The 25,313-nt window shown below is 50.8% G+C and carries 24 protein-coding genes and 3 pseudogenes; 21 read left to right on the top strand and 6 right to left on the bottom strand.

Annotated elements, in window-relative coordinates; translation table 11 throughout:
* Positions 1-150: 150 nt before the first annotated feature.
* Positions 151-354: pseudogene (locus H6G21_RS25640) on the bottom strand (IS110 family transposase); the annotation flags it as partial.
* Positions 355-416: 62 nt separating this feature from the next.
* Between H6G21_RS25640 and H6G21_RS25635 the strand changes: the two are divergent.
* Together H6G21_RS25635 and H6G21_RS07565 are read left to right on the top strand one after the other, a co-directional pair.
* A pseudogene (locus tag H6G21_RS25635) lies at positions 417-760 on the top strand (hypothetical protein).
* Positions 757-1,320 carry a Uma2 family endonuclease gene (locus tag H6G21_RS07565; protein ID WP_190572256.1) on the top strand — a complete coding sequence of 188 codons (564 nt, stop codon included), beginning with the start codon at positions 757-759 and terminating at the stop codon, positions 1,318-1,320. Before H6G21_RS25635 ends, H6G21_RS07565 begins: the two are co-directional and overlap by 4 nt.
* Positions 1,321-1,674: 354 nt before the next feature.
* On the opposite strand, the gene H6G21_RS07560 is transcribed toward H6G21_RS07565, so the two are convergent.
* Complete coding sequence (locus tag H6G21_RS07560) at positions 1,675-2,301, bottom strand: 2OG-Fe(II) oxygenase (RefSeq protein WP_190572254.1); 627 nt, start codon at positions 2,299-2,301, stop codon at positions 1,675-1,677.
* 232 nt (positions 2,302-2,533) lie between these two features.
* Between H6G21_RS07560 and H6G21_RS07555 the strand changes: the two are divergent.
* The 3 genes and pseudogenes from H6G21_RS07555 to H6G21_RS07545 form a co-directional block, all read left to right on the top strand.
* Positions 2,534-2,796 (top strand): annotated as a pseudogene (locus H6G21_RS07555) (hypothetical protein); the annotation flags it as partial.
* Positions 2,797-3,064: 268 nt separating this feature from the next.
* Positions 3,065-3,745, top strand: coding sequence for a Uma2 family endonuclease (locus H6G21_RS07550; RefSeq protein ID WP_190572252.1), 681 nt, complete (start codon positions 3,065-3,067; stop codon positions 3,743-3,745).
* 50 nt (positions 3,746-3,795) lie between these two features.
* Entirely contained in the window at positions 3,796-4,146 is a 351-nt protein-coding gene (locus H6G21_RS07545; RefSeq protein WP_190572250.1) for a hypothetical protein, read from the top strand.
* Between the two features lie 96 nt (positions 4,147-4,242).
* Here the strand turns inward: H6G21_RS07545 and H6G21_RS07540 are convergent, their stop codons facing one another.
* Entirely contained in the window at positions 4,243-4,515 is a 273-nt protein-coding gene (locus H6G21_RS07540; protein ID WP_190572248.1) for a hypothetical protein, read from the bottom strand.
* 183 nt (positions 4,516-4,698) lie between these two features.
* Here H6G21_RS07540 and H6G21_RS07535 point away from each other — a divergent pair, with 183 nt between their 5' ends.
* The 7 genes from H6G21_RS07535 (at position 4,699) to H6G21_RS07505 (ending at position 10,571) form a co-directional block, all read left to right on the top strand.
* On the top strand, positions 4,699-5,685 hold the full coding sequence (locus H6G21_RS07535) for an ATP-binding protein (RefSeq protein ID WP_190572246.1): 987 nt from the start codon (positions 4,699-4,701) through the stop codon (positions 5,683-5,685).
* 54 nt (positions 5,686-5,739) lie between these two features.
* On the top strand, positions 5,740-6,369 hold the full coding sequence (locus H6G21_RS07530) for a Uma2 family endonuclease (RefSeq protein WP_190572245.1): 630 nt from the start codon (positions 5,740-5,742) through the stop codon (positions 6,367-6,369).
* Between the two features lie 46 nt (positions 6,370-6,415).
* A complete protein-coding gene (locus tag H6G21_RS07525; protein WP_190572244.1) occupies positions 6,416-6,853 on the top strand; it encodes a putative toxin-antitoxin system toxin component, PIN family in 438 nt (145 codons plus the stop codon).
* A complete protein-coding gene (locus tag H6G21_RS07520; RefSeq protein ID WP_190572242.1) occupies positions 6,850-7,086 on the top strand; it encodes a CopG family transcriptional regulator in 237 nt (78 codons plus the stop codon). The genes H6G21_RS07525 and H6G21_RS07520 overlap by 4 nt, the downstream gene beginning before the upstream one ends.
* 69 nt (positions 7,087-7,155) lie before the next feature.
* Positions 7,156-7,377, top strand: a complete 222-nt coding sequence (locus tag H6G21_RS07515; protein WP_190572240.1) for an addiction module protein — start codon at positions 7,156-7,158, stop codon at positions 7,375-7,377.
* Complete coding sequence (locus H6G21_RS07510) at positions 7,377-7,715, top strand: XisI protein (RefSeq protein WP_190572238.1); 339 nt, start codon at positions 7,377-7,379, stop codon at positions 7,713-7,715. Before H6G21_RS07515 ends, H6G21_RS07510 begins: the two co-directional genes overlap by 1 nt.
* Before the next feature lie 489 nt (positions 7,716-8,204).
* The gene (locus H6G21_RS07505; RefSeq protein ID WP_190572236.1) at positions 8,205-10,571 is read left to right on the top strand and encodes an ATP-binding protein; all 2,367 of its coding nucleotides are present in this window, start codon (positions 8,205-8,207) and stop codon (positions 10,569-10,571) included.
* A 25-nt stretch (positions 10,572-10,596) separates the two neighbouring features.
* On the opposite strand, the gene H6G21_RS07500 is transcribed toward H6G21_RS07505, so the two are convergent.
* Complete coding sequence (locus tag H6G21_RS07500) at positions 10,597-11,634, bottom strand: DUF4325 domain-containing protein (protein WP_190572234.1); 1,038 nt, start codon at positions 11,632-11,634, stop codon at positions 10,597-10,599.
* A 279-nt stretch (positions 11,635-11,913) separates the two neighbouring features.
* On the opposite strand from H6G21_RS07500, the gene H6G21_RS07495 reads away from it, so the two are divergent.
* The 9 genes from H6G21_RS07495 to H6G21_RS07455 all read left to right on the top strand — a co-directional run bounded on the left by H6G21_RS07495 (position 11,914) and on the right by H6G21_RS07455 (position 22,638).
* A complete protein-coding gene (locus H6G21_RS07495; RefSeq protein WP_190572232.1) occupies positions 11,914-12,858 on the top strand; it encodes a methylenetetrahydrofolate reductase in 945 nt (314 codons plus the stop codon).
* 85 nt (positions 12,859-12,943) lie between these two features.
* Positions 12,944-14,227: an ATP-binding protein gene (locus H6G21_RS07490; RefSeq protein WP_190572230.1), complete on the top strand. Its 1,284-nt coding sequence runs from the start codon at positions 12,944-12,946 to the stop codon at positions 14,225-14,227.
* A gap of 178 nt (positions 14,228-14,405) precedes the next feature.
* On the top strand, positions 14,406-16,058 hold the full coding sequence (locus H6G21_RS07485) for a tetratricopeptide repeat protein (RefSeq protein WP_190572228.1): 1,653 nt from the start codon (positions 14,406-14,408) through the stop codon (positions 16,056-16,058).
* Positions 16,059-16,162: 104 nt separating this feature from the next.
* The gene (locus tag H6G21_RS07480; protein ID WP_190572226.1) at positions 16,163-16,456 is read left to right on the top strand and encodes a DUF433 domain-containing protein; all 294 of its coding nucleotides are present in this window, start codon (positions 16,163-16,165) and stop codon (positions 16,454-16,456) included.
* A complete protein-coding gene (locus H6G21_RS07475; RefSeq protein ID WP_190572225.1) occupies positions 16,453-16,797 on the top strand; it encodes a DUF5615 family PIN-like protein in 345 nt (114 codons plus the stop codon). The genes H6G21_RS07480 and H6G21_RS07475 overlap by 4 nt, the downstream gene beginning before the upstream one ends.
* A 168-nt stretch (positions 16,798-16,965) precedes the next feature.
* Entirely contained in the window at positions 16,966-18,138 is a 1,173-nt protein-coding gene (locus tag H6G21_RS07470) for an AGE family epimerase/isomerase (protein WP_190572478.1), read from the top strand.
* A 202-nt stretch (positions 18,139-18,340) separates the two neighbouring features.
* On the top strand, positions 18,341-19,303 hold the full coding sequence (locus H6G21_RS07465) for an S-layer homology domain-containing protein (RefSeq protein WP_190572223.1): 963 nt from the start codon (positions 18,341-18,343) through the stop codon (positions 19,301-19,303).
* Between the two features lie 308 nt (positions 19,304-19,611).
* Complete coding sequence (locus H6G21_RS07460) at positions 19,612-21,099, top strand: C1 family peptidase (RefSeq protein WP_190572221.1); 1,488 nt, start codon at positions 19,612-19,614, stop codon at positions 21,097-21,099.
* 357 nt (positions 21,100-21,456) lie between these two features.
* The gene (locus tag H6G21_RS07455) at positions 21,457-22,638 is read left to right on the top strand and encodes an ATP-binding protein (RefSeq protein ID WP_190572219.1); all 1,182 of its coding nucleotides are present in this window, start codon (positions 21,457-21,459) and stop codon (positions 22,636-22,638) included.
* 46 nt (positions 22,639-22,684) lie between these two features.
* Here H6G21_RS07455 and H6G21_RS07450 read toward each other — a convergent pair whose 3' ends face one another.
* Both H6G21_RS07450 and H6G21_RS07445 read right to left on the bottom strand, forming a co-directional pair.
* Positions 22,685-23,302, bottom strand: a complete 618-nt coding sequence (locus H6G21_RS07450) for a TetR/AcrR family transcriptional regulator (protein WP_190572217.1) — start codon at positions 23,300-23,302, stop codon at positions 22,685-22,687.
* 204 nt (positions 23,303-23,506) lie between these two features.
* Positions 23,507-25,255 (bottom strand): Gldg family protein, encoded by a 1,749-nt coding sequence (locus H6G21_RS07445; RefSeq protein WP_190572215.1) that lies wholly within the window; start codon positions 25,253-25,255, stop codon positions 23,507-23,509.
* Positions 25,256-25,313: the final 58 nt, after the last annotated feature.

Here is a 25,313-nt window from a genome sequence, read left to right as displayed (position 1 = left end):
CGAAAATGCACTTCTACTGTTGTTACTATTCCAAATACAAGCATAGCGGTCTAGTGATTCTCAACTGAATTGCTCTAGCATTGTTGGAATCGAAGGCTAAATCCTAAATTCACTTTATCATTGTCATTCACAAGTTGACAAATATTACGTTCATACTTGTGAAATGATTTGTTGTGCTAATGGTGAACCTTTCTGCTGCAACGCCAACAAATATTTGGCCTCATCATAAGGTACCCGGTCTTGCCAGCAGCGAAACAGAATGCGAATCCATTTGAATGCCAAGGCGCGAATCGCTGCTTGATGCGTTTTCCCCGCCTGTTTCTGAGCTTGATAAAACGCCTTTGCCCAGATAGATAGCGCTTCGTTTTTACCCCAAGCTACAATGAGGGCACTGAAGTCCTAGCGAGGTCACCCCTATGGCAGTTTCTTCCGAGGAGAGATTTCACCAACGCCAACCCCGATACAGCAAAGAAGAATTTGCGCAGCGTGGCCATGAGCTTTATGAGTCAAAGATCCGGTTTCAGGTTGAGCAAACCCATCGGAACAAGATTGTCGCCATTCGCTCACGCGACACTTTGTGAACGCCATCGAGACAGATGAATTTGAAATTGGCGATGATAGCTTGAGTGCCGCCGATAGGCTGTTCCAATGCCTTCCCGATGCTCAACCGTGGTGCGTTCGGATTGGCACCGGCCCAGTTCACCGTTTAGGCTTTCATGCCCCAGCAGAAGCACAATCAATACCCATTCTCCAACCATGACTGCTTCTCCCACCCAAATTCTGACCCTTGAAGACTTTCTCGACCTTCCATCTCTCGAAGAATCCCCCGCGTGGGAATACATCAATGGAACGGCACTTCAAAAACCGATGCCTAAAACCCGCCACTCCATCCTACAAAAACGCCTATTAGCTGAAATCGATCGCCATAGCCAAACCTATACCGCACTCCCCGAACTACGCTGTACCTTCGCTGGCCGATCGATCGTGCCTGACATTGCAGTCATCGCCTGGGATCGCATTCCAGTCAACGACCTAGGAGAACCCGAAGACAACTTCCTAAAAGCCCCCGATTGGTCGATCGAAATTCTCTCCCCTGATCAAAAAGCCAACCGCGTCATTGACAACCTTTTACATTGCCTCAAACACGGGTGTCAGTTAGGGTGGATGATTGATCCAGATGATTATTCCATTCTCACCTTTATCCCCCACAAAGAACCCAACATTTATCGAGGAAGCCACCCACTGCCAGTCCTAGAAGACATCAAACTAGAACTCACGGCTGAGCAAGTATTTGCATGGTTAAAAATTAATCAACGCTAACGAAACTGAATAGGCAAATAGAATTCCTAGAATGATAAGCGATCGTTCATTTGCCCAGAAACCTGTCCGCGAAAGCAAAAATGGCGGCAGTTGAGATCGATCGTGTATTTTCTCACTCATTTGTGTGATGCAAAGTTCGATCGGCTTTTCAGGTTATTTCGTAGGCAGTCGTTCTGAATTAAATCTTCAGAAAATCTTCCTCATTAGCCCAGCCTAACCCGTCGTCGCACCTGACTGGCAATGCTAGACCGTTCTCAGCAAAGTCAACTCCCAGCAGGTGAACTTTGCGTTAGGCACAAGAACCATATCTGTTAAGAAGACTAGTAGGAAAACTTGCTTACCAAAGCTATTGCTTCAACTTCTTTTTCTTCGCTTATTTCTCCCCTTCTCTACTCTAATTGCCCTTGACTCTAGTTGAAGTTCTGGGATTTCCCTCAGTTGAGCATCATCCAGGTTGTATTGTTCACAAACGAGGCTCAGGCGAATACCTGGACTCGTCACAGGATTCACCGAATGGATCAAATCTCCCTGGAAAAATAGCAGGGTGTTTGTTTGGGGGCGAATTTGTCCAATTTGGCGTTTGCGCGATCGCAGCACCAGTTCCCCTCCCTCTAAATCTGCGGGTACCTCGATATAAAGAACGCTGACTACAACAGGAGGGGTGATCGTTTCGCAGTAGGAGCGCAGGGAGCGATCGATGTGGGGGTCTACCCGAGAGCCTAGTCCGAGTAGTAGGGGGTTGAGGTAAAAAGCATTGCACTCTTGTTGCACTACTCGATTCAGGTAGAGCTTGAGGTAAGGGAAACGCTGCTTGACGTCCATCAGATGAGACCGCCGAAATACTATGGAAAACCCTTTTGTCCCTACAAAATCACGATTCAGATTATTTACGGCAAAGTAGGGACAAGCTAAAATTTGTCCTTGCAACTCACTGAGGTAAATTTGAGAAAACGCTTGGGGATACTGATGATAGTAGGACAAGGGAAGAAGTTATGTTTTGAGTCGAGCTATCAACATTCTACCTATTATCTCCTTAGATCTACTAAGGAAAGCAAACTTACAACACTCCAGTTGGTTCCTCTTTCAGGCTCAGACCGTGCCTAACATTTCGATTGTGAATTACGATCGCCCATCCACCCAAGCTACAAGGAGAGCACTGAAGTCCTAGCGAGGTCACCCCTATAGCAGTTTCTTCAGAGGAAAGTTTCACCGACGCCAACCCCCATACAGCAAAGAAGAATTTACCCGAAGGGGAAATGCGCTCTATGAATCCAAAATCCGGTTTCAGGTTGAGCAAACCCATCGGAACAAGATTGTCGCCATTCGCTCACGCGACACTTTGTGAACGCCATCGAGACAGGTGAATTTGAAATTGGCGATGATAGCTTGAGTGCCACCGATCGGCTGTTCCAACGCCTTCCCAATGCTCAACCGTGGTGCGTTCGGATTGGCACCGGCCCAGTTCACCGTTCCTAGATGACATCAAACTAGAACTCACCGCTGAGCAAGTATTTGCATGGTTAAAAATTAATCCACGCTAATGCAACTGAATCAGCAAATAGAATTCCTGGAATGATAAGCGATCGTTCATTTGCCCAGAAACCCATCCACGCAAGCAGCAACGGTAAAGGCAAATCCACATCACCGATCGCGGGCACCTTCAAGGCATTTTGCCCTCGATCTTTTCCAGACACCTTCGATACACTAAGGAAAGCGTTGCATTCTTCGCGATCGACTCCCTCCCATGACCCAGTTCCAACTCCCCACTACACCTCCCCTAGAAAACGGCGATCGGCTCACCCGTGCTGAATTCGAGCGCCGCTATCAAACCATGCCCCACCTGAAAAAAGCAGAACTGATTGAAGGAGTTGTTTACTTGCCTGCTGCGCTACGCTTCAAAACCCACGCTGATCCACATAGTAACCTCCTAGGTTGGCTCTGGTCTTACAAAATTGCGACTCCCGGCCTGGAACTAGGCGTCGAACCAACGGTCAGGTTAGACATGGGCAACGAACCCCAACCCGATGCCGCACTATTTATCAGCGAGGCCTGTGGGGGACAAGCTCAGCTCAGTCAGGATGACTACATCGAGGGTGCACCAGAACTGTTGGCAGAAATTGCAGGTAGCAGCGTTGCCATTGATCTCGGAGATAAAAAGCAAGCCTACCAACGCAATGGCGTGCAGGAATACATCGTCTGGCGAGTCTACGATCGCGCGATCGACTGGTTCATTCTGGAAAATGGCCTTTACACACTCCTACCGATGGATAATGCAGGCGTGATTCATAGTCGCATCTATCCAGGCTTATGGCTGTCAGTCAATGCCATGCTATCGGGTGAAATGCAGGCAGTGATGGCAACCCTACAAGCAGGATTACGATCGGCGGAACACGCAGCTTTTGTGCAACGATTGGCAACCTCTTGAGCTACCAGGACTGACCCATGAACTGGATTATCCGAAAATCAGGAGAGATCGTGATCGATTTTGTTCCGCCTTCAGCCTTTATGGACTGGTTAATTGAGCAAACTCCAACCATCTTAAATTGGGTAGATCCCTACAGCGATCGCCGTTTAGACTCCCACGCCCAACAGGCTGTCTTACAACTCCTGCAAGCACTACGTCAGGAGGTAGAGGAGGAAATTTGTCAGCATTACCGAACTCGCACCAAACTGCCTCAAGATCCGGCTATTCGTCAAACAGTATTAAACCAATTGGTTACCCAGACTCTGGAAAAACAACCCCATTGGCAATGGTTGCAAGCACTAGAGTCAATCCTACTCTTGGCATTATCAGAAAATCTATCGGTGGACTGTATTGGTGATTGACCGCTGCGATCGTTACATTTTTTCTATGCAGCCTCCCACATTCTCTGCGAAAGGCTTTCAACCGTTGACATGCTAGCTGAACCAATACACCTAGCATTACTTTAAAAATTCACGGAGGCGATCGCTGGCATCTTCGAGTTGTTTCGCGCCAGATTTGATGACTTGGTGGCAGGTGAGGGTTGGCAATAGGTTGGTCAATGCCGTGAGCGTGGCAATGTTACCATGACCACAGAGGAGACTGATGGCAGCCGCCAACCCGATCGCGCTACTGGCAGCACTGCTCCACAGCCCCAGGTAGTAGTATTTTTGAGCTAGGTTGAAGCTCTCGCGAGATTGGCGCAGAATTTCTTGCTGAATTTGATTAGACATGGTGATATTGACCTTAGAAATCAATGGATTGGGGTTGGGCTAGCTCTCAACTGATTCCAACGATAAGGCTTGTCAATTCTGGGTTTGGGGATGATCGGCAGGGATGATCGGTAAGTTACAGTGGATTTTGGAAATCATCGTAGAATAGTGGAAAGATTCCTGGAGATGAATTCGAGGTAGCCTGTGGTCAGCGAATCAAAAAAATATTGTTTGCTGACAGATGAAGCTCACAGGCTGCTATGGGATGCCATTCGAGAGACGCTAGCAGAAGACGCTAGTAATTTTTCTGAGATCGCACGGCTCGTGAATCTAGACAACGATTCAGTAACCAAAATTCTCGATCGCAAGACAGTCAGCTATAGCAGTCTCAAAAAGATGATGGAGGGCTTCGGGCTAGAGTTAACTGAAAGTTCTTACGTCAAACAAGCCCCACCCAAATCCCAGACGGGGGCTAGAACCAACGCGAAACTCTACCCTGATAATCCCTTCGATCGCACAGATTTATGGGGCTGCGATGAGTTGTTACGGCAGATTGTTGAGCGATTGGGTAAAGGGGGCAGTCAGGCGTTAATTGGGCCAGCGGGCTGCGGGAAGTCACAGATTTTGAGGGAGATCGGGCGGCAAGGCGCAACAAAACTCGGGCGAGATTCTGACACTTTTCTCTACATTGATATGCACTGGATTCGGGATGAGCAAGGTTTTTTTGAGGAACTGGCCACTGCTTTAGATTATGAGACTTGTGACCAAAATCAAATACGACGCAAGTTAAAGAAGGCAAAACAGCCTTACGTTCTGTGTCTGGATGCAATTCACGTACTGACAAATGAAGCTTTTTTTCCACAAGCCACTCGAAATTGGCTGCGGGGTACAGCGGAAATGCCAGAGTCTCCGTTGCAGTTGGTCGTCAGCAGTCAGAAAGATTTACGGCAACTGTTTCCTGATAACCCAAACCAGACTTCCCCCCTGGCTGACTTTTTTGGGGGGCAGACGTTGGAATTGCAGTATTGGAGCTTGAAAAAGGTGGAAGGGTTTGTCAGCGATCGCTTGGCGGGGACAGGGATTCGGTTCGATCGGACAGAGATTGCCAAGATTTATGAGCAAAGCAGTGGGCAACCCCGACGGGTGCGAGAACTGGCGCGGGAGTTGTACGATCGCCGGGTGGCCCGATGAGATCCTTTATGATGAAAGCAGCGATGCAATCCGCTTTTGTGAGGTGAACTGGCTATGACCGTCGCAACGGATCAACAACGATCGTGGGGGAATGCTCCGGCGTCCTATTCCGAGGGCGATCGGGTGGTGACTTTGCAGGGAGATTGGGAGCATTTTGAGTTGATTCGTCGGGGCTGTGAGCAGAGTTCCGGCGTGCGGTTGTTTTATTTTGATGGCACGATCGAATTACTTATGCCGGGACAGTTACACGAAATTTTTTCCCATGCGATCGGGACGTTGTTGACTCTATTTCTAGCACAGCAGGGAATCGTATTTTTCGCGACGGGGTCTGCCGACCAGAAGCAAGCAAACGTTGCAGCCGCACAGCCGGATCAGTCCTATTGTCTTGGCGGGTTGAAAGAGATTCCGGATTTGTCGATCGAGGTGGTTTTTAGCCGTGGCGGGGTGCACAAGTTAGCGCGGTATCAGGCCCTTGGGGTGACTGAGGTTTGGTTTTGGGAGGATGGGACGTTGGTGTTGTATCACTTGCGGGAGGGCGGTTATGAGCAGATTGAACAGAGTGAATTAGACGGGTTACGGCAGTTAGAATTAGCGGTTTTCAAGCAACATGTGATGATGGCAGAGACGGATTTGGGAGAGGCGGTTCGATCGTTCGGCCAATACGTTTTGCAAGACCGGAGGTAATACCAAACTATGGCCATGGTGTGAGAGGGGTAATTCAAGATCTGATATGTATGTATTTGACTGCAATGTGTGGATAGCAGCATTACGTTCAAGGCAAGGTGCAAGTTTTGTTATTTTACAGGCAGTTCAACGGCGACTAATTTTTGGCGCAGTTTCAGCAGCACTCTTTCTAGAATATTTGGATGTGGTAGGACGCGAGGCAAATCGTGAGGCATTTTGGGCAAGCGATGTGGAGGTTGATACGGTGATGGAAATATTGGCCGATCGATTGATCGCTGTTCCCATTTATTTTCAATGGCGACCCCAGTTACGGGATCCTAATGATGAAATGGTTTTAGAATGTGCGATTAATGTGAATGCACGTGGAATTGTGACATTTAATCAGCGTGATTTTCTGCCAGCAGCAACTCAGTTTGGTATTGAGCTAATTCAGCCAAGAGATTTAGTCAAGCAATATGATTTAGTCAGGAGGTTAGGAGAATGAGTGTTTATTCTTTGGAACTACCCAATGAACTATTAGCGCAGGTACAACAGTTGGCAGCCGAGAAGCAGCTTTCGTTGGAGCAATGGATGCTGTTAGCGATTAGTGAGAAGGTGAAGGCGGAGCAGTCATTTGCTGTGATGCGTGCCTACGCAAGTCGAGCTAATGATGCAGCTTTTGAAGCAGTAATGGCCAAGGTGCCGGATGTGCCGCCAATGGTAGGGGATGAGTTGTGAAGTAGGCTGAAATGGGAGGTGGGGCTGGAGTGAGATCGCTGTTTATAATCTGAAGATGAAGGGAAAATCATGGACATTGCAGAAACTTTAGAAGGCATTATGGCTTTGAGTGTGGAGGAGCGCATTCAGATTGTGCAGGCAATTTTGGAGAGCATTGCTGGGGAGAAGGGGTATCCAGAGTTAACCTCAGAGCTACAGCAGGAGCTCGATCGGCGGGCAAGAGCATACGATGCTAATCCTGAGGATGTGATGACAAGAGAAGAGATGCGGGCTTCGATTCGGAGAAGGTAATGTCAGCAAAGAATAAACTAGCAGCTTACCGATCGGCGATTCTTACCGTCTTGGAAAAGCATCGAGATCAGGATGCAGAAGATGTGATGTCAGAGTTGATTACCGATCGAGAACATGATCATTATCAGTTGGTAAACGTTGGTTGGCAGAACGATCGACGGATTTACGGCTGCGTTTTACATTTAGATATTTTGAATAACAAGATTTGGATTCAGCACAATGGCACCGAGTTTGATATTGCCCATGAATTAGTCGAAGCCGGAATTGACAAGCAAGATATTGTCTTAGGCTTCCATTCTCCATTCAAACGCCAATTCACAGGCTTCGCCATCCACTAACCCCACCCTCCTACCCTTCCACCCTCCTACCCCCATACTCTCCCCCTCCCCATGCCCACCTTCCCCACCTACGATGGCGAACTGCCGCAATGTCTCAACCCCCTGAACCCAAAGCATTATTGGTTGGTGTTGTATTGGGTGTTTTTCCGTCCGACGGCGTTGAAGTGTTATTTGTATCAGGCCGATCCAGAGATTTACAAAAGTGAAGGTGGCTGGAAAAAATTTATTGCAGATATCCGTTTACCTACCTATAAAAATCTATTGCTTACAGCATTAATTACTACAACTTTAGTTTCGTTTTTAATAATATTACTAGGTAATTTTTTTCAAGAATTATTCAGTCCTTCTGTCTATTGGTCTTGCCCACGTTCAACTCCCAGAAATTTGAGTAAAGAAGATTTCGAAAGAATTTGCAAATTAATTGATATACGTTCTCAAAAATTCACACTTATTTACTGGATAAATTGGTTTACATCGAACTTAGCATTCATGCTTAGCAGATTAGCCGTTAGCGTGGCGGGAGGCGTGGCGTTCGGCGTGGCGTTCGGCGTGGCGGGAGGCGTGGCGGTCGGCGTGGCGGGAGGCGTGGCGGGAGGCGTGGCGGTCGGCGTGGCGTTCGGCGTGGCGGGAGGCGTGGCGGTCGGCGTGGCGGGAGGCGTGGCGGTCGGCGTGGCGGTCGGCGTGGCGGGAGGCGTGGCGGTCGGCGTGGCGGGAGGCGTGGCGGTCGGCGTGGCGGGAGGCGTGGCGGGAGGCGTGGGTGCGTTACGGGTACCTTTTTGGTTGATACATCTGATTAGGGTATACAATCCCTGGCAGCGTAGGAAACGCCATCCTCTCATCACTGATGAACTAAACGTCCTTCCTCTCCCTGGCAGCAGTCGTTATCTCTTCACTCAACTGAACACTGATCCAGAACAAGGACTCCAGCTTTGTACCCAAGTCCTCAGCAATCCCTTTCAAGCCTGGGCTGTTCATAATGCCATTTATCGACACCTGCACCAAACTCAGCATCCTTTACAAACCCTCTATAACTGGCTCAAACCAGAGTTTTTGGAATGCTATGTTTCATTCCCCATCGATCGGCAAGAACAACGCGACTTCGTGACCGTTAAACAAAGCTTATTGAGTGAGTTAGCAGGCGTTCCCATCAACCACGAAGGCAAAGCAGGATTTTTTAGAACCCTACCGTACTCCCTCACCTATCCCCTCAGAAAAATTCCCCAAAGCCCATTACGTGATCTGATTCAGCTTTTCCATCACCTCCTATTTGACGACAACCAAAGCCCCATCTCCCATCTCGAAAACTCACCCAACTTTACAGAACTCACCACCTATCCCCACGGCAGCGAAGTTTCCGCCTCCTTTCAAACCTTCCTGGCTTACCTCAAATTCCAAACCTCTGCCGACATCGCCACCGCTCCCCAGCACCTTCCCCAGCACCTCACCTGGCTCAACCCCACCGACACCTTCCTCCGTCCCACCGTCATCCAAGCCCTGCACACCCTCAGCACCCTCAGCCAAGAAGTCCACCGCGCCAACATCCTCTCCAGCAAAGTCACCCAACGCAACGCCATCCTCAACGCCAACAACCAACTCGAAACCCTCAAAACCACCGTCACCCAAACCATCCACCCCAACTACCCCGAACAAAAACTCCTCCTCCGCATCATCGACCAATGGCAAACCATCATCACCAAAGTCGGCGGTGAACTCGCCAACGCCCCCCTCCTGGAACCCGTCGCCAACCCCTACGTCGTCGGCCCCCCCGTCACCGGCAGCCTCTTCGTCGGACGCGAAGACATCCTCACCACCCTCGAAGAACTCTGGAACAAACCCGGCCAACTCGAATCCGTCGTCATCTACGGCCACCGCCGCATGGGCAAAACCTCCATCCTCCGCAACCTCCCCGGACGCTTCGACCCACACACCCACATCATCAACTTCAACATCCAAACCCTCGGCACCCTCCAAACCACCGCCGACCTCATCCTCGCCCTCGCCCAAACCCTCTACGACGACCTCCCCACCCACATCCAACCCCACCTCCCCGAACCCCAACCCACCGACTTCCCGACCCCCGAAAAAGACTTCCGTCGTTGGCTCAAAAAACTCGACCAATATCGTCAAAAAGATCGCTTCATCATCGCGATCGACGAATTTGAACTGATCGAAACCGGCATCCGCGAACAGCGCTTCGACACCAGCCTCATCGGCCATTGGCGCGGCATCCTCATGGACTTCCCCTGGATCATCTTCGCCTTCGCCGGACTCCACACCCTCCAGGAAATGACCCAAGACTACTGGAACCCCCTCTTCGGCAGCGTCCGCAAAATCCCCGTCAGCTTCCTCAGCCCCGCCGCCGCCCGCAAACTCATCACCAACCCCAACGACGACTTCCCGATCGACTACACCCCCGAAGCCGTAGACCAGATCTACCACCTCAGCGGCGGCCAACCCTACCTGATCCAACTGATCTGCCAAAACCTCGTATCCCGCTTCAACCAACTACGCTTCGAGCAAAACCAAGAAATTGAACCCCTCTTCACGGAAGATGATGTTTACGAGGTCATCAACCATCCCCACTTCTTCCAGGAAGGCAGCGCCTACTTCCGCGCCATCTGGGAACAAGCCCAAGAAACCGACGCCGCAACCCAACTTGCCATCCTCCGCCACCTCACCCACGACCCCGCCACCGCAACCCAACTCCAAACCGCTTTAGACCTCGACCCTCAGCACCTCACGATCGGCCTCAAACTCCTCCTAGACCACGACATCATCCAACTCAACCCCGACGATCGCTACCAATACCGCGTCGAACTCATGCGCACCTGGGTCGCCCAAACTCAACTCGCCTAGCCTGCTCTGTCCTGAATCCGAGCCCTTAATCCGACAAACTACTCTGCGCCCGACGAATCATCTTATTCACCTCTTCATTCCCATTTACGGACATCATTTCAATCTCAGAATGCTGTTGCTTAAACACCCGAAAAATTTCATCTGCAAAGGCTTGCCCGATCGCTTCCACCCCAGCAAAATCAAAAATCACAACTTTAAACTTATCCACCCTGGCCAATAGGCGTTTCGCTTGAGAGCGCGATACCAACATTTCATCACCGTACTGCGCTAACCGCACAGGCACCACCGTTTTCGTAAAAGCATAATCATCCCCCGACGAAAACTGATCGAACACTTGCTTAGAGGTTCTCGAAGTATTGTTACTCAAGCACATAAAAACGGAGGTTCCAGAACCCGGCATTTGCCACTCAGCAATCCAATCCTCTGGCCTGTGAAATTGATGGGAAAAATGCACAGTACCCGAGAGGATATCAAACGCATCAAACATCCGTGATGAGAAAAAGATCCCTTGGCCACTATGGCGTTTCGGGTCAGTCGTCAATTTTCCTTTAGACAATTCCAGAACAGCATGACGTTCATCATAGAGATTCAATTCTCGTTGAATTTTTTTGAAAATTCCTTCTCCATCATCATGAATAAATATTTCAGTGCTAATCGCAGTTCTTTTCACCGTAATACTAACGTGATGACCTAGCGAGTGATCGATCGCATTATTCAATATTTCAGTAAAACCGTAATACCAAATAGCCCGAACGTTATCAGGTAAATCTGCAATGAGCGACTTGATATCAGAATCCCATACCCGATCTTCTTCCAAAGGACTTTTCAGCGAGTAAGTTTTCGTCCATTCCACCAAGGGATGTAGACAATAGCGCTTACTTCTTGTTGACCCCTCAACAACAATTGCATTTTGTTTGACCAGAGCCTGAATATGTCGATTGATGGCCTGCCGACTCACGCCAAATTCTTGCGCCGCTAAAACAGCCACATCCTGAGGATGTTCTTCAACATGGGTCAAAATAAATTGACGAATCTGTTCACTTCGCTTCAGAATTTTTGACACATCACACCTATTCCTTCGGTTTTCCTAATTATTTGTCAACCAGACTCAACTAGATTGTCAACTTTTTGAGATCTAATTGTCAACTTTTAGGTACAGATCCCGACAGTCCCCTCCAGCTCTCCCATACCCACCCACCTCACCCATCAGCAACCGTGATAGGTTAAAGTTCTCGTAAAATTTCGCCACAATTCTTACCTAACCAGCGCCATCCCGCCTAGTCTGGTAGAAATTGTCTGGTCAGTAATTTTTCGGAGTTCACGCTTTTCCCAGCCCAAACCCATGCAGCAGAGCCGCCAGCCCTTAACCCAATTCCGCCAAGCAATCGATCGCCGTGACTTCCTCATCACCGCCGAAGTCGCCCCCCCCAAGGGCACCAACCCCGCCCACATGATCCAAATGGCCAGCCTGCTCCAAGGTCGCGTCCACGCCGTCAACATCACCGACGGAAGCCGCGCCGTCATGCGCATGGCCTCGCTGGTCTCCGCCCTGCTGCTGCTGGAACAAGGCATCGAACCCGTCTACCAAGTCGCCTGCCGCGATCGCAACGCCATCGGCCTGCAAGCTGATATCCTGGGTGCCCACGCCCTCGGCATCCGCAACGTCCTCGCTCTCACCGGCGACCCCGTCAAAGCAGGCGACCACCCCGACGCCAAACCCGTCTTTGACCTAGAATCCGTGCGACTACTGCAACTGATCACCAAACTCAACACCGGCTTTGACTGGGTAGATCACGCCCTCACCGATGGCGCAACCGATCTCTGCGTCGGAGCAGCCGTGGATCCGCAGTGTGGCAGTTGGTCAGGTCTAAAACGTCGGTTCGAACGCAAAGTCAACGCAGGCGCACAGTTCTTCCAAAGTCAGTTGATTACCGACTTCGATCGCCTGGAAACATTCATGGCCGAAATCGGTCGCCCCGCCGGAAAGCCAATCCTAGCCGGAATCTTCCTGCTGAAATCCGCCAAAAACGCCCGCTTCATTAACCGCGCCGTTCCCGGTGTCAACATTCCCGACACCATCATCGATCGCCTAGAACAGGCCACCGACCCCCTGCAAGAAGGCATCCAAATCGCCGCCGAACAAGTTCAAATGGCCCAGCAGATCTGCCAAGGCGTCCACCTCATGGCCGTCAAACGCGAAGACCTAATTCCCCAGATCCTCGATCGAGCCGGAATCCCCCCCCTGCAACCAAAAGCCCCCTCCAACGGTCAAAAAATCAGCATCTAGCAGCCCACTTCCCACCCTCCTACTCCTCCCCAAAAACTCGCCATAATGGAAACACACCCGATCGCACCTCCCCCTAACCTAGGACATGGCTCTCAACCTCTTCACCGTGGGTAAACCCGTCTCGCCCGATCGTTTTATCGGTCGCACCGCCGAAATTGCCACCGCCTTCGACCAAATTACGAGTCAAAGCAACCTCGCCGTCTGGGGCAGTCCCGGCATTGGCAAATCGTCCTTCCTCAACCTGCTAGCCGATCCCCAAGCTTGGCAAATTCGTGGCTATGATCCCACCAACGCCGTCATCGTCCGGTTTAGCTGCCTGGAATTAACCCCCTTCAGCGAACCCCGCTTCTGGAAAGAAATCCTCAGCCAAATCCAGGACTACGCCGAAACCGCCGCGATCGTCAGCGAAGCTAAAACCGTCCTACAAGCCGACAACCTCACCAAAGACGGTCTGCGCCAAGTCCTGCGGGAAATCGGACGCCAGGGCCAGTACCTCGTGCTGCTGGTAGACGACTACGATGCCGCCCTGCAACCCCAAGCCGGTTACGACGACAACGCGATCGCCACCTTTGTCAGCGACTGCCGTAACCTCTGCTCCCACGCCCGCGAAAGCCAATACCTCTCCATGGTCGTCACCTCCCTGCGGCGACTGAACGAACTAGGCCCTAAGCTGCAACCGGGCAGTTCCCCCTGGTATAACCACTATCTCTTTCTGCCCATCAAACCCTTCAGCACCCACGACGTTGCGGCCCTGATGGGAGGCTTGCCCATGACCCCAGCCCTGCGGGACGGCATCCGGGAAATGACCAATGGCCACCCCGCCCTGTTGCAATCGGCAGGGAACCTGCTGTACCGGGAACTACGATCGGGCAACGTTCCCGACCCCCAAGCCTTTGCCGCCGACTTCCGCACCATGACCCAGCACCTCTACGAAGCCTTCTGGAACTTGGCTAGCGACGTGGAGCAAACCCTGATGATGCTGATCGCCCTCGTCCACCTGAAAGGGCGGTTGCAGAAAAAACGCTACGACCTGGGTGACTTGGAACTAGTCTTTAGCCAAAAGGAACGGGAACTGTCCAACTTGGTGGAGCAGGGTATCCTGACGCGCAAGTCCCGCGCCGGAGAATTTAAATATGCCTTCGCGTCGTCGATGATGGAATGGTGGGTCGTAGAAGAGATGGAAAATAGTTCCGAAGATTGGCTCCGCGATCGGCAACGGGTCTTTCTCAACCTGATGAGCCATCGCCAAGCCGAAACCGTCACCACTGCCATCCGCTGGCTCTGGCAGCACAAAGACGAATTGCCCACCATTTTGGAATGGCTGGCAAAAATTTCCACCGCCTTCCCCAAAGGGATGATTCCCGGCTAAATTCCGCCCTTGCCCCTAGCCACGCTAAGAACCACAGCCTACAATTTGGGTATTCTCAAGTCGATCACAGGTTGATCTCCCCCAACCCTCCTACCGCCCAACCCCATCTACCCCACCCCCTTCCGTCTACCCCGCAACCCTGCGCCCCAGATGCTCAGTCTGGAGGGAGACACCCCCAATGATCATGGTCGCCAGCCGCAGAAATCCTTACATTATTGGTCGTCCGGTCAATGAACCCGATCGCTTTTTCGATCGGGAACCGTTGTTGGAGTTCATTGCCGACAGTCTCAGCCAAAAAGCGCCCGTGATCCTGCTCCACGGCCAACGGCGCATTGGCAAGTCTTCCGTACTGGCCCAGATTCCCCATTGGCTCAAAGCTGAACCGTTCACCTTCATCGCCCTGTCCCTAGAAGGCAAAAGCCACAAATGCCTGCCGGAGGTGCTGCACGATTTAGCTAAGGAAACGCTGCAATCCCTAGACTGCCTCAACCGCGTGCCGATCGTCCCCTCGATCGCAGACCTTAAGGAAAACCCCGGCAGTTTTAATCGCTTTCTGGAAAATTTATCCACCTGCTGCGATCGGCCAGAACTGGTGCTGCTGTTAGACGAATTCGACACCCTGGGGAACTATCAGCCCGATGCGGCGGCCTATCATCTTTTCCCGTTTTTGGCGGAAACCCTGCAACAACAACGGTTTCTGCACATCATTCCCGTGGTGGGTCGGCGCTTAGAAGATTTGCCTACGCTGCTTAACTTGTTTAAAAGTGCACCTGCGCAGGAAATCAGCCTCCTCGATCGGGCCAGCGCAACGCAGCTGATCACCGAACCGGCCCAAGGCATTCTGACCTACGCCGAAGACGCCATTACCGCCATCTTTGACCTCTGCGCGGGCCATCCCTATTTCACCCAGGTCATCTGCTTTGCCATCTTCACCCAAGCCCGCCAGGACGATCGCTGGGACGTGACTGCGGAGGATGTCTATCGCGTCGTCGATCGGGCGATCGAACTGGGCGAGGGCGGACTGGCCTGGTTTTGGGATGGGTTACCCATTGCGGAACGGGTGCTGTACTCCGCCGCCGCAGAAGTGGCCGAGAAAAGTTCCACAGGTGTGGACGCGAATCCCACCATCCGCGAGGGGGATCCTTTGGCACTGTTGGAAGAGTGGGGCGTCTCCCTGACAGACTGCCTGCACAAGGCCCAGCAGAATTTGATCGAGTGGAAATTCCTCAAGCGGATCAAAAAAGCAGACTCCCCAGAAACCGTTTCGCGCGGCACCTACCAAATTACGATCGAACTGGTGCGGCGCTGGCTGGTGCGTCAACACAGTATTCGCGATGAAATTTGGGAATTAGAAAACCTCAATCCCGACCTCCAATCGGTCTACGAAGAAGGCCGCGAGCGACGCTACCAAGGAGAGCTTTCAGCGGCTATTTCGCTATATGAGCGCGTTTTAGCCGAAAACCCCAACCATTTCAGCAGTTTATTTGACCTTGCTGACTGCCTCTTGCATACCAAAGCCTATGCCTACGCCTTAACTTTGTTCGATCGGGCCTACTATGTCGATCCCTTTCGCGCACGGGAAGGGCTGATGCGATCGGGTCTGGGCCATGCCAAAACCCTGATGGAGCGCAGCCAAATTGCCGAAGCGGAGAAGGTTTTAGATCGGTTATTGGAAATGGATGCAGAGAATCCTGAAGTGCGATCGTTTCTCGCAGAAATTGCGGCACAGAAAACGCAAACCCTCCAGATCCAGCAATCCTGGGGAAAATTCATTCCCGAATGGAAGTGGAATCTCTCGAAACAATCCTCCGATCTGCCGCCCCAGGAGTGATAGACCTTTACATTGCCATTTATAAAGAGCATCCACTTTGCAGGTTATATCTTGATCAATGACTAAGCGATTAGAATTGTAAAACAGGTTGCAAATTGAATCCCATGACGACTAACACTTTTTCCCGCTACGTCACTAGAAACCATGAAATTTTGGGGGGAGAACCCATTATTGAGGGCACTCGCACTTCTGTTCGCGCGATCGTAGGTCTGTGGCGATTAGGTGTGACACCAGAGGAAATTCCAACCCATTTTCCTCATTTGACCTTGGCGCAGGTCTTCGATGCATTAAGTTTTTATTTGGATCATCAAGCAGAAATTAACGAGTACATTGAACGGAATCAAGTGCCCGATGAGTTGGTGCATCCTTCTGTAAAAGCCACCCTTGGGACGCTATGAGCAGATTTGCCGCGCTCTACACTGATGAAGATATGTCGGCATTAGTTGCAACTCTTCTGCGTTCCCGTGGTTTAGAGGTTACCACCGTTCCTGAGCAGGCAACTTTGGGTAAAACTGATCGCGAGCAATTAGAATTTGCAGCCTCTCTACGTAGATGCCTCGTAACCCATAACCGAGTAGACTTTGAACGGTTGCATCTTCAATTCCTAGAAGACGGCAAAGAACATTGCGGAATCATTGTTGTTCCTCAGAAAAATGCTTATGAGATTGCGCAACGGATTGGGATTTTAGTCAACTCATTGACAGCTGATCGTATTAATAATCAGTTGCTGTACGCATAGGTTCTGGTATGCATTGACACCCTGGGTCAACCAATCGGCGGATGCAAGACTGAACAGTCAATGACAAATTTGGAATTAGTGGGCATTCATAGTCCAGACATTTTTGCGATCGGGGTTCCTCCGAGGGATAATAAGACCTGGCTGATACCCCAGAAACCCCGATCGCCTATGAATCCCGACTTCCAGCACCTTGCAACGCTGTACAAAACCACCCTGCTCGACAACATTCTCCCCTTTTGGGAAACCCATTCGATCGATCGTGAGTACGGCGGCTATTTCACCTGCCTCGATCGCACGGGTCAAGTCTACGACACCGATAAATTTATTTGGTTGCAAAATCGCCAGGTCTGGATGTTTTCCGTGCTCTGCAATCGTTTAGAAAAGCGGGAAAATTGGCTACAGATTGCCCGCCATGGCGCAGAATTTCTGGCCGCCCACGGTCGCGATCCTGAAGGCAACTGGTACTTTGCCCTCGATCGATCGGGGCAGCCCCTAGTACAGCCCTACAATATTTTTTCCGATTGCTTTGCCGCCATGGCCTTTAGTCAGTATGCGCTGGCTTCAGGCACGGACTGGGCACGGGAAATCGCCCTACAAGCCTACAACAACGTCCTACGCCGCAAAGATAACCCCAAAGGCCAATACAGCAAAGCCTACCCCGGCACTAGGCCCATGAAATCCTTGGCAGTGCCCATGATTTTGGCCAATCTCACACTGGAAATGGACTGGCTCTTGCCCAGCGAAACCCTAGAAACCGTACTAGACACAACAGTTAAGGAAGTCCTCACCGACTTTTTCGATCGTGATCGGGGTTTGATGTTTGAAAGTGTGGCCCCGGATGGTTCCCATCTTGATTGCTTTGATGGTCGGTTAATCAATCCTGGTCATGGGATCGAAGCCATGTGGTTCATCATGGATATTGCCAATCGTCGAAATGATTTAGCAACGATTAATCAAGCAATCGACATCGTGTTGAATATTTTGGAATTTGCCTGGGATGAGAAGTATGGCGGCTTATATTACTTTATGGATGCGGACGGACATCCCCCCCAGCAGTTGGAATGGGATCAAAAACTGTGGTGGGTGCATTTGGAAACCCTAGTCGCCTTGGCCATGGGCTATCGCTTAACGCAACGGGAAGCCTGCTGGACTTGGTACCAAAAGTTGCACGACTACAGTTGGTCGCATTTTGCCGATGCTGAATTTGGCGAATGGTTTGGCTATCTCAATCGCCAAGGCGACGTGTTACTTAACCTCAAAGGCGGCAAATGGAAAGGCTGCTTCCACGTTCCTCGGGCGATGTTCCTTTGCTGGCAACTGTTTGAAGCCATGGCTGCTTAAATCTAGCTGCTTAAGATTCTCTCAGCCCAAAGGAGGAGATTCGATCGCCGATTTTTCTACGGGAACCCAGCAAACCTACGATTCGTCAATAGCTTTCGGTTTGTGCTAGCCCTCATGTTCAGACAATTCTAGTCAAGCTAGTCAAGACGCGCTGTCTAGAGCGTTGTTTCTCGATCGTCAGGTGTGATTAGTAGGAGACCCCATGACTAAAGCCAGCCGACTGTCATCATTCACGACCTTTGTCAAAACATTGCTCTTGGGCGGCATTCTGGGTGCAACCGGAATTGTTGTTTTGCTTTTCTTGAAACCCCAGTGGTTCCAAAATGTGGGCTTGGTGAGCGCGCCCCAGGCCACGGCGTCCCCGACCGTCGAACCCACCGCCTCCCCCAGTGCAACCCTCCCCGCCACCCCGATCGAACTCACCGCACGCCCAACGCCCCAAGCCTCCCCCGTCGATTTTGAAGATACCGCAGGGGTTTTTGGGGCCAAGGAAATCGCGCAATTATCGGCATTGGGGGTCTTTGAAAAAACCACCGGCAAGTTCAATCCCCAGCAGCCCATTACCCGCGCAGAATTTTTGCGCTGGCTCGTCCGTGCCAATAACGCCATCTGGGAAACCCAACCCGACAAAACCGTTCGAGAAGCCACAGGCGGCAAAGCAACGTTTAGCGATGTCCCCGCCAGCCATCCCGACTTTCGCTACATTCAAGGGGTGGTGAATGCAGGCATTGCCGTGGGCTACGACGCCACCACATTCAAACCCGATGAACCTCTCACCCGTGAACAAATGATCGCCATCAAAATTGGCCTCGACTACGGCGGCATCCCGGAACTCAAGGAGAAGAAACCAGGTACCAATGTGCTCTATGCCGATAGCAACATTCCTCCTTGGAGCGATCGCGATCGGATTTCCCCCAAATTCAAACCCGCCTTCCGTCTAGCCTACACCGATCCGCGTTACCAAGCCTTGGAAAACAAGAACTACTTCAAAAACGTTGAGCGCAGTTTTGGTGCAATCAAAACCCTCAATCCCCAAGCCCCAGTAACCCGACTCGAAGCAGCGCTCTGCTTATCCCTCTTTGGAACCCACAGTATTTCTGAGGAGTTCCGTACCGCTGAACAAGCCCTCCAAGATCGGCAAAAAGCTGCTAAAGCTGGCCCATAACGTTGAGATTCTAATCTGTAACATAATTTAATATTCAAGCAAATTTTCCTCAACACCAGCAGAGAACTGCTTTCGCATCAACAGACGACATGCTGTTGACGATTGAGCATGATCTATGGTGTTGATTTCTTAGATAGCCAGGGCACTCTACAGTCAGCGAGCCTTGAGCGCATCACCCAAGACCCACTAGCATCACCCATCAAGCCTCGCATCACGTTCGTTACTGCTGATTTTTCCGGTTGGGTGGCCCAGACAGTAGTAATGGCAAAGAGATTCCATTTAACATCATTAGTTCTCCGAGGTTTTCTATGGTGGCAGCCACGTCTAGAAAGGATTTTCGCCATGTTCGTCGGGCTACGGTTTTAAGAGATTCCTCTGGAGACGCCATCAACATCGGCGGCTACCGTCCAGATAAAAAGAGTCACAGCGCCCAGAAATTTGGTTCCAGTCGCTTTTCCTCAGACGAGTTACCTGAGATTGTAGATCTTCGTCCGTTCATGACCGCTGTGGAAAACCAGCGCAACTCCAACAGCTGTACCGCCAACGCCATGGCCGGGGCCTACGAATACCTAGAAAACCGCATTACAGGACAAGCGGGTGATGTGAGTCGCCTCTTCATTTACTACAATGCCCGTTCCCTCGATAGCGATCCGAGCAAGGATGAAGGCACCTATCTCTCCAACTGCGTTAAAGTAGTGCGTAAATACGGAGCTTGTTCCGAACAGACCTGGCCTTTCAACCTCAAGCGCATTGCCCAACAACCTCCGAAATCCGCCTACAAGGAAGCGGTTAATTTTCGCATTGAAGACGCTGCTTCCGTTGACATTGATTTGGACACGATGCGGAGCTGCTTAGCCGAGGGCTACCCCTTTGTGTTTGGCCTGCAATTGTTTGAATCCTTCAATGGTGCTGGTGGCAATGGTGGATTGGTGCCCATGCCGGATATTGAAAACGAGAAACATGAAGGCGGACATGCCATGCTTTGCGTGGGCTATTCCGATCCCGATCGGGTATTTATTGTCCGCAATTCCTGGGGCCCGGACTGGGGTGACGAAGGCTACTGCTACATCCCCTACGACTACATGACGGACTCTGATCTCAACCATGACTGTTGGGTCATTCGGCAAATTAGCGATGACTCGATCGATTTAAGTCGCGACATCCGCAAAAATCGGAGTTCTCTGTTCGATCCCCGTAGAGCAGAAATGGTTACCGCTCTGCGCGTGCCAGGAGCCACCCATACCGCCAGTGGCATTGCACTCTACAACGAAGATTACACCTGCACCTACGAAGAGGAACTGGTCTATCTCTACGACTCCTATGTCAGCATTACAGAGGTAGAAGATCTCGAAGCGTTGTACTACATGGAATACGAAGAGGAATACGAAGAAGAATACAGCGAAGAGTGGTACGAAGAAACGGAATACCTCTACGAAGAGGAATACGAAGAGGAGTCGGAAGAAGAGTCCGAAGAGACTGAGGATAGTTACGAAGAAGAGTCTGAAGAGGAATACGAAGAGGAGTCGGAAGAAGAGTCCGAAGAGACTGAGGATAGTTACGAAGAAGAGTCCGAAGAGGAGTACGAGGACGAGTCGGAAGAGACTGAAGAAGAATACGAAGAGACTGAGGATAGTTACGAAGAGGAGTCCGAAGAGGAATACGAAGAGACTGAGGATAGCTACGAAGACGAAGGCGGCTACGAAGATGAAGGGGGTTACGAAGATGAAGGGGGTTACGAAGATGAAGGCGGCTACGAAGACGAAGGTGGTTACGATGAAGGGGGATATGAAGAATAGGAACTCATCGGAACCGTTAGCAAGCTGAGTTTCCAATCAAACACCTTGACGCACTGTGGCTACCAGTCAGCAACTGATAGTCACAGTTTCTTTATCTGGCCGTCAAAACTAGTCCATACAGGATGAGGCCCTCGCCCTAGGCGATAAAGCTGGTAGACTTAACAGAAGTTATAGAAACCATCCACCGGAACCACTCGCTCCTCTGAAGCACCATCCCCTCTAAAACCGTGCTGCGCCCTTACAGGAACTCACTTTACCAAGTAAGGTACACCAAGTAAGGCTACTGACTAACCCATATTTCATTTGTCCATGTTCGCACAATGGCTTTCCTGGCCTATCTGGCTAGCAACACTTTGTATGATTGCGGCAGGAGCTGGAATCATGACTGGGGCGATCGTCCGCACCCGTCAAATCTTAGTCATTCTCAAACCTCAAAATCTACAAATTGGCTGGTGGGTACAATTTATTTTAATGATTTCCTTCTTGGGGGGATATTGTCTAGCTTTTTATCTAGTACTCCAAGAAATGCTGCTCTGGATTCCAGCTTTAATGGGGCTTGTTTTCTTTCTGGGCGCACTATTTGTCTTATTCAGCGTGAATTTATATTATCAAACTCTCCAACAATTACTCAAAATTCAAAATGAATACCGTCAGGCCAAAGAGTGGGCAGAGGCAAGTTTAACCCATCTCAACCAAGCTAAAATGAACAGCTTAGAGCGTACGGTTGCGGGCCTTGCCCATGAGATCAATAACCCAGTGACATTTATCCATAGCAATCTTAGATTTGTAGATCAATATTCCCAAGCGCTCCTAGAAGGGTTAGAGATCTATCAAACCTACAGCCCACCATTACCGCCGCCGCTGACTTTTCAAGCAGAAGACTTGGATTTTCCCTTCATCAAAAAAGATTTGCCGCGAATCCTCAAATCCATTCAATCAGGCACTGAAAGAATTCAGAGTATTATCTGCACTTTGCGCAATTTTTCTCGCCTAGATGAATCAGATTATAAAGTTGCTCAAATCCAAGAAGGAATTGACAGTGCGTTATTAGTATTGAACGATCGCTTGCAAGCTGAGAATGAGCACCCTGCTATTATCGTCAATCTTCAGGGCGGCAATCTGCCTAACATTTTCTGCAATCCTAGAGCCTTAAATCAAGTGTTTTTTAATTTGATCGAAAATGCGATCGATGCCTTGCGTTCATCGGCCCAACGCAATCCCGTCATTGACATTCGCTCCAAGCTGATCAACTCAAGCTGGATTCGCATCAGTATTAGCGATAACGGGGACGGCATTCATCCGAGTGTTCAGTCTCGAATTTTTGATCCCTTTTTTACAACTAAACCGATTGGGCAAGGCAGTGGATTAGGGCTGGCCCTGAGCTATCAAGTCATCGTCAAACATCATCAAGGGAAATTAACCTGCTACTCGCAGCCCCAGTCTGGAACCACTTTTCATATTGAACTGCCGATCGACCTAGATTCCACCAAGTTCCGTACCACCCTGCATTCAAACAACCATCCATCATCTGTCATTTAAATCAGCCTGTAGAATTAGCAGCCCGTGTGCATTAACAACCCGTGTGCTAACAACCCTTCGTTAACACCCCATTGAGGAAAATATCCGATAACCCTTCAGCCATTTCCTGCAATTCCTTAGCGGAAGAGCCCGGATCGGTAATCGTGCTTTGGCTGAACCCCGCGATCGTAAACATGCCTAAAAAGACGCGAGCCACTAGCCTTGCATCCATTTTGCGGTAAATCCCCTGATCCATAGCCGTTTGGAAAAAGGCTTCCGCCACATCGGTCATTTTCTCAATTACTTCCGCCTGAATGCGATCGCGCAAATCCTCATGGAATTGCACTTCCATAAAACAAACTCGCAACAGATCGGTATTCTCCTGCAAATGCAGCATCCGCTTTCGCATCACCTGAGCCACGGCTTTGTAGCTAGCCATCTCACTCAGTTCCGTCAGCAAGTCCGTCAGCAGTTCAATCCAGCCCTGGGTTGCGACCTCCACCAGAATGGCCTTCTTGTGGGAAAAGTGGCGAAACAGCGTTCCCTCCGCCACCCCTGCAGCCTCCGCCAAATCGCGCGTCGTAGTGCCATCAAAGCCTCGTTTGGCAAACAGCTTTAGCGCTGCCTTCAGGATACGATCGCGGGTTTCTGCTTCTGTGGACGCAGGACGTTGAAAAATCGTCATAAAACTCGTTTTATCAGGCGGGAGCCGACCACCTGTCAAAATTGTGACGGGAAAACGCAAAGACTACCGTTAAGAATTAAGAATCATAGGATACAAAAAGTACTGAAGCAAAAAGCGATTTACCCCAGCACTCTTGTTTTGCAACGGTCTGTTTGAGTTGAAACCCACGGTTGATCCCGTAGGTTTCCCAGATCGATCGAGCCTTTAGCGCCGCCGCCACCAGAGAAAGATCGCTGTTCCTAAACCCAGTAATGGCACAATCACCAGTGCCAAAATCGTAGTGCCGATCGCCTGTAAGCTCGTCACCGCCATGCGCCGATTTTTCATTTCCCGAGGCCGAATTGACAGGGTCTGCCCCTCCGCCTGACTCAACCAACTGACAGAATTCAGAAACACATCGCCATTTAACTGCACCCCGAAATGGGCATCACTAGCAAAGCTGGAGTTGCCAAAGACCACCAACCGAGCTTCCCGCTTCGTACCGGGGGAGGGCGTCGGGGAAGCGGTCGGAGTCACTGTGGGCGAGGGAGAAGTGGGCGAGGGAGAAGTAGGCGAGGGGGAACTTGTTGGAGACTCGGTGGGAGAAGCCGTTGGAGAGACTGTTGGAGAGATCGTCGGGGACGAACTCGGGGACGGAGAAGGCGTCGTCGGACTTGGAACGGGTTGCACGTCCACTTGCCGAGAGAGCGCAACTCCTAGGGGTAATGGCCCCGGTCGATCGTTGGCATCCTGCTTGACGGGCTTTTCCTTAAGATTACTCTCCGCCCAACTTTGGGAAGACGTGAGAATGATGGGATTCGCCTGCACGCCCTCCACAGGCTTAATTTCCAAGGGACGAGCCAAGGGATACAGGGAAATGCCGTTGCCAAAGTCCTTCGTAATGGGGTGTTCGCTGTAGTCCTGCACCACGGGTGAAGCAGGCCCATAGCCCAGCAGTTGCCCAGACCCGGAGGCATCGATCGCGACCCGATCGTCCAACAGAATCCCCCACTGGTTCAAGAGGCCATCCAGGTCTGGCTTTGTCTCAGGATCCACCATCAGCAATAGATTACCGCCCCGATTCAGATAGTCTTCCAGCAGGGCCACCTCCTTATCAAAGAGAGGGCGCTTGGGGCCTGCAACAACAATCACCGCTGCATCATCGGGAATTTTTGCAGTCTGGGCCAAGTTCAGCGGTTCACTAGCAAAGTTTTTCCCTTGCAGTTCCTTAGCCGCCAAGGCAAGGCTCCCTTCCCCTGGTTGCAGCGCCCGTTCCCCGTGGCCTTGCAGGAAGTAGACCTTCGGTTGCCGATCGCTGGTAGCTTGGATGATGCCATTGACTAGACGGGACTCCGATAGGCGTTGTTGAAGGCCGATCGACTGAACAAACTGATTGCGCTGGCGACTGGGGTTTTCGACATAGACATCCTTATTGCTGGCGTCATTTTTGACACTGAACTTTTGAGCCAAGGCTGGATTGGCATCCGGATCAACAAACTCAAAGGACAAGTTAGGCGTCATCCGGCGGAAGTTCTGCAATAAATCCCGATCTTGAGGGTGGGGTTGCCGATCGAAGACATAAACCGTCAAAGGCTGATTCAGCTTTTTCAACACCGCTTGGGTTTCCGGAGCCAGGGTAAACAGTTGGGTTTCCGTCAAATCCACCCGCTGTACATTCCGCGCCGCGACAAAGTTGACCAGTCCTAAAATCAACAGGATCGCCAGGGTCGTGATTAGTGCATTGGTACCCACCTGGGTCGATCGCCGTTGCCAAAAGTTGGGTCGATCGGGATCCCCATACTGACCGAGGAACAGTAACCAAATGCCAATAATGACCAATCCCGCGATCGCTAATCCCATCGGCAACGGCGTCCAACCAGAGAGAAAGCCCGCTGTTAGCCCTGCAACGGTTAAGCCAATGCCAAACCAAATGGCATATTTGAAGAGTTTAAGGAATGCCCTGAGCTTGTCCATGATTGCCCATTCACCAGAAATGAAGTCTAAAAGATGAATTTAATTACGTTAGAAAAGA

Source organism: Alkalinema sp. FACHB-956, assembly GCF_014697025.1.
In the GTDB taxonomy this organism is placed as follows: domain Bacteria; phylum Cyanobacteriota; class Cyanobacteriia; order Leptolyngbyales; family Leptolyngbyaceae; genus Alkalinema.
Note: the sequence above shows the minus strand (reverse complement) of the source record. Positions and strands in the feature narration are given on the sequence as shown.

What these genes read in the sequence shown, in the direction of transcription:
- H6G21_RS07565 (WP_190572256.1), top strand. Translation starts at nt 757, where the DNA reads ATGACTGCTTCTCCCACCCAAATTCTGACCCTTGAAGACTTTCTCGAC.
- H6G21_RS07550 (WP_190572252.1), top strand. Translation starts at nt 3,065, where the DNA reads ATGACCCAGTTCCAACTCCCCACTACACCTCCCCTAGAAAACGGCGAT.
- H6G21_RS07540 (WP_190572248.1), bottom strand. Translation starts at nt 4,515, where the DNA reads ATGTCTAATCAAATTCAGCAAGAAATTCTGCGCCAATCTCGCGAGAGC.
- H6G21_RS07530 (WP_190572245.1), top strand. Translation starts at nt 5,740, where the DNA reads ATGACCGTCGCAACGGATCAACAACGATCGTGGGGGAATGCTCCGGCG.
- H6G21_RS07525 (WP_190572244.1), top strand. Translation starts at nt 6,416, where the DNA reads ATGTATGTATTTGACTGCAATGTGTGGATAGCAGCATTACGTTCAAGG.
- H6G21_RS07520 (WP_190572242.1), top strand. Translation starts at nt 6,850, where the DNA reads ATGAGTGTTTATTCTTTGGAACTACCCAATGAACTATTAGCGCAGGTA.
- H6G21_RS07515 (WP_190572240.1), top strand. Translation starts at nt 7,156, where the DNA reads ATGGACATTGCAGAAACTTTAGAAGGCATTATGGCTTTGAGTGTGGAG.
- H6G21_RS07510 (WP_190572238.1), top strand. Translation starts at nt 7,377, where the DNA reads ATGTCAGCAAAGAATAAACTAGCAGCTTACCGATCGGCGATTCTTACC.
- H6G21_RS07505 (WP_190572236.1), top strand. Translation starts at nt 8,205, where the DNA reads ATGCTTAGCAGATTAGCCGTTAGCGTGGCGGGAGGCGTGGCGTTCGGC.
- H6G21_RS07495 (WP_190572232.1), top strand. Translation starts at nt 11,914, where the DNA reads ATGCAGCAGAGCCGCCAGCCCTTAACCCAATTCCGCCAAGCAATCGAT.
- H6G21_RS07490 (WP_190572230.1), top strand. Translation starts at nt 12,944, where the DNA reads ATGGCTCTCAACCTCTTCACCGTGGGTAAACCCGTCTCGCCCGATCGT.
- H6G21_RS07485 (WP_190572228.1), top strand. Translation starts at nt 14,406, where the DNA reads ATGATCATGGTCGCCAGCCGCAGAAATCCTTACATTATTGGTCGTCCG.
- H6G21_RS07480 (WP_190572226.1), top strand. Translation starts at nt 16,163, where the DNA reads ATGACGACTAACACTTTTTCCCGCTACGTCACTAGAAACCATGAAATT.
- H6G21_RS07475 (WP_190572225.1), top strand. Translation starts at nt 16,453, where the DNA reads ATGAGCAGATTTGCCGCGCTCTACACTGATGAAGATATGTCGGCATTA.
- H6G21_RS07470 (WP_190572478.1), top strand. Translation starts at nt 16,966, where the DNA reads ATGAATCCCGACTTCCAGCACCTTGCAACGCTGTACAAAACCACCCTG.
- H6G21_RS07465 (WP_190572223.1), top strand. Translation starts at nt 18,341, where the DNA reads ATGACTAAAGCCAGCCGACTGTCATCATTCACGACCTTTGTCAAAACA.
- H6G21_RS07460 (WP_190572221.1), top strand. Translation starts at nt 19,612, where the DNA reads ATGGTGGCAGCCACGTCTAGAAAGGATTTTCGCCATGTTCGTCGGGCT.
- H6G21_RS07455 (WP_190572219.1), top strand. Translation starts at nt 21,457, where the DNA reads ATGATTGCGGCAGGAGCTGGAATCATGACTGGGGCGATCGTCCGCACC.
- H6G21_RS07450 (WP_190572217.1), bottom strand. Translation starts at nt 23,302, where the DNA reads ATGACGATTTTTCAACGTCCTGCGTCCACAGAAGCAGAAACCCGCGAT.
- H6G21_RS07445 (WP_190572215.1), bottom strand. Translation starts at nt 25,255, where the DNA reads ATGGACAAGCTCAGGGCATTCCTTAAACTCTTCAAATATGCCATTTGG.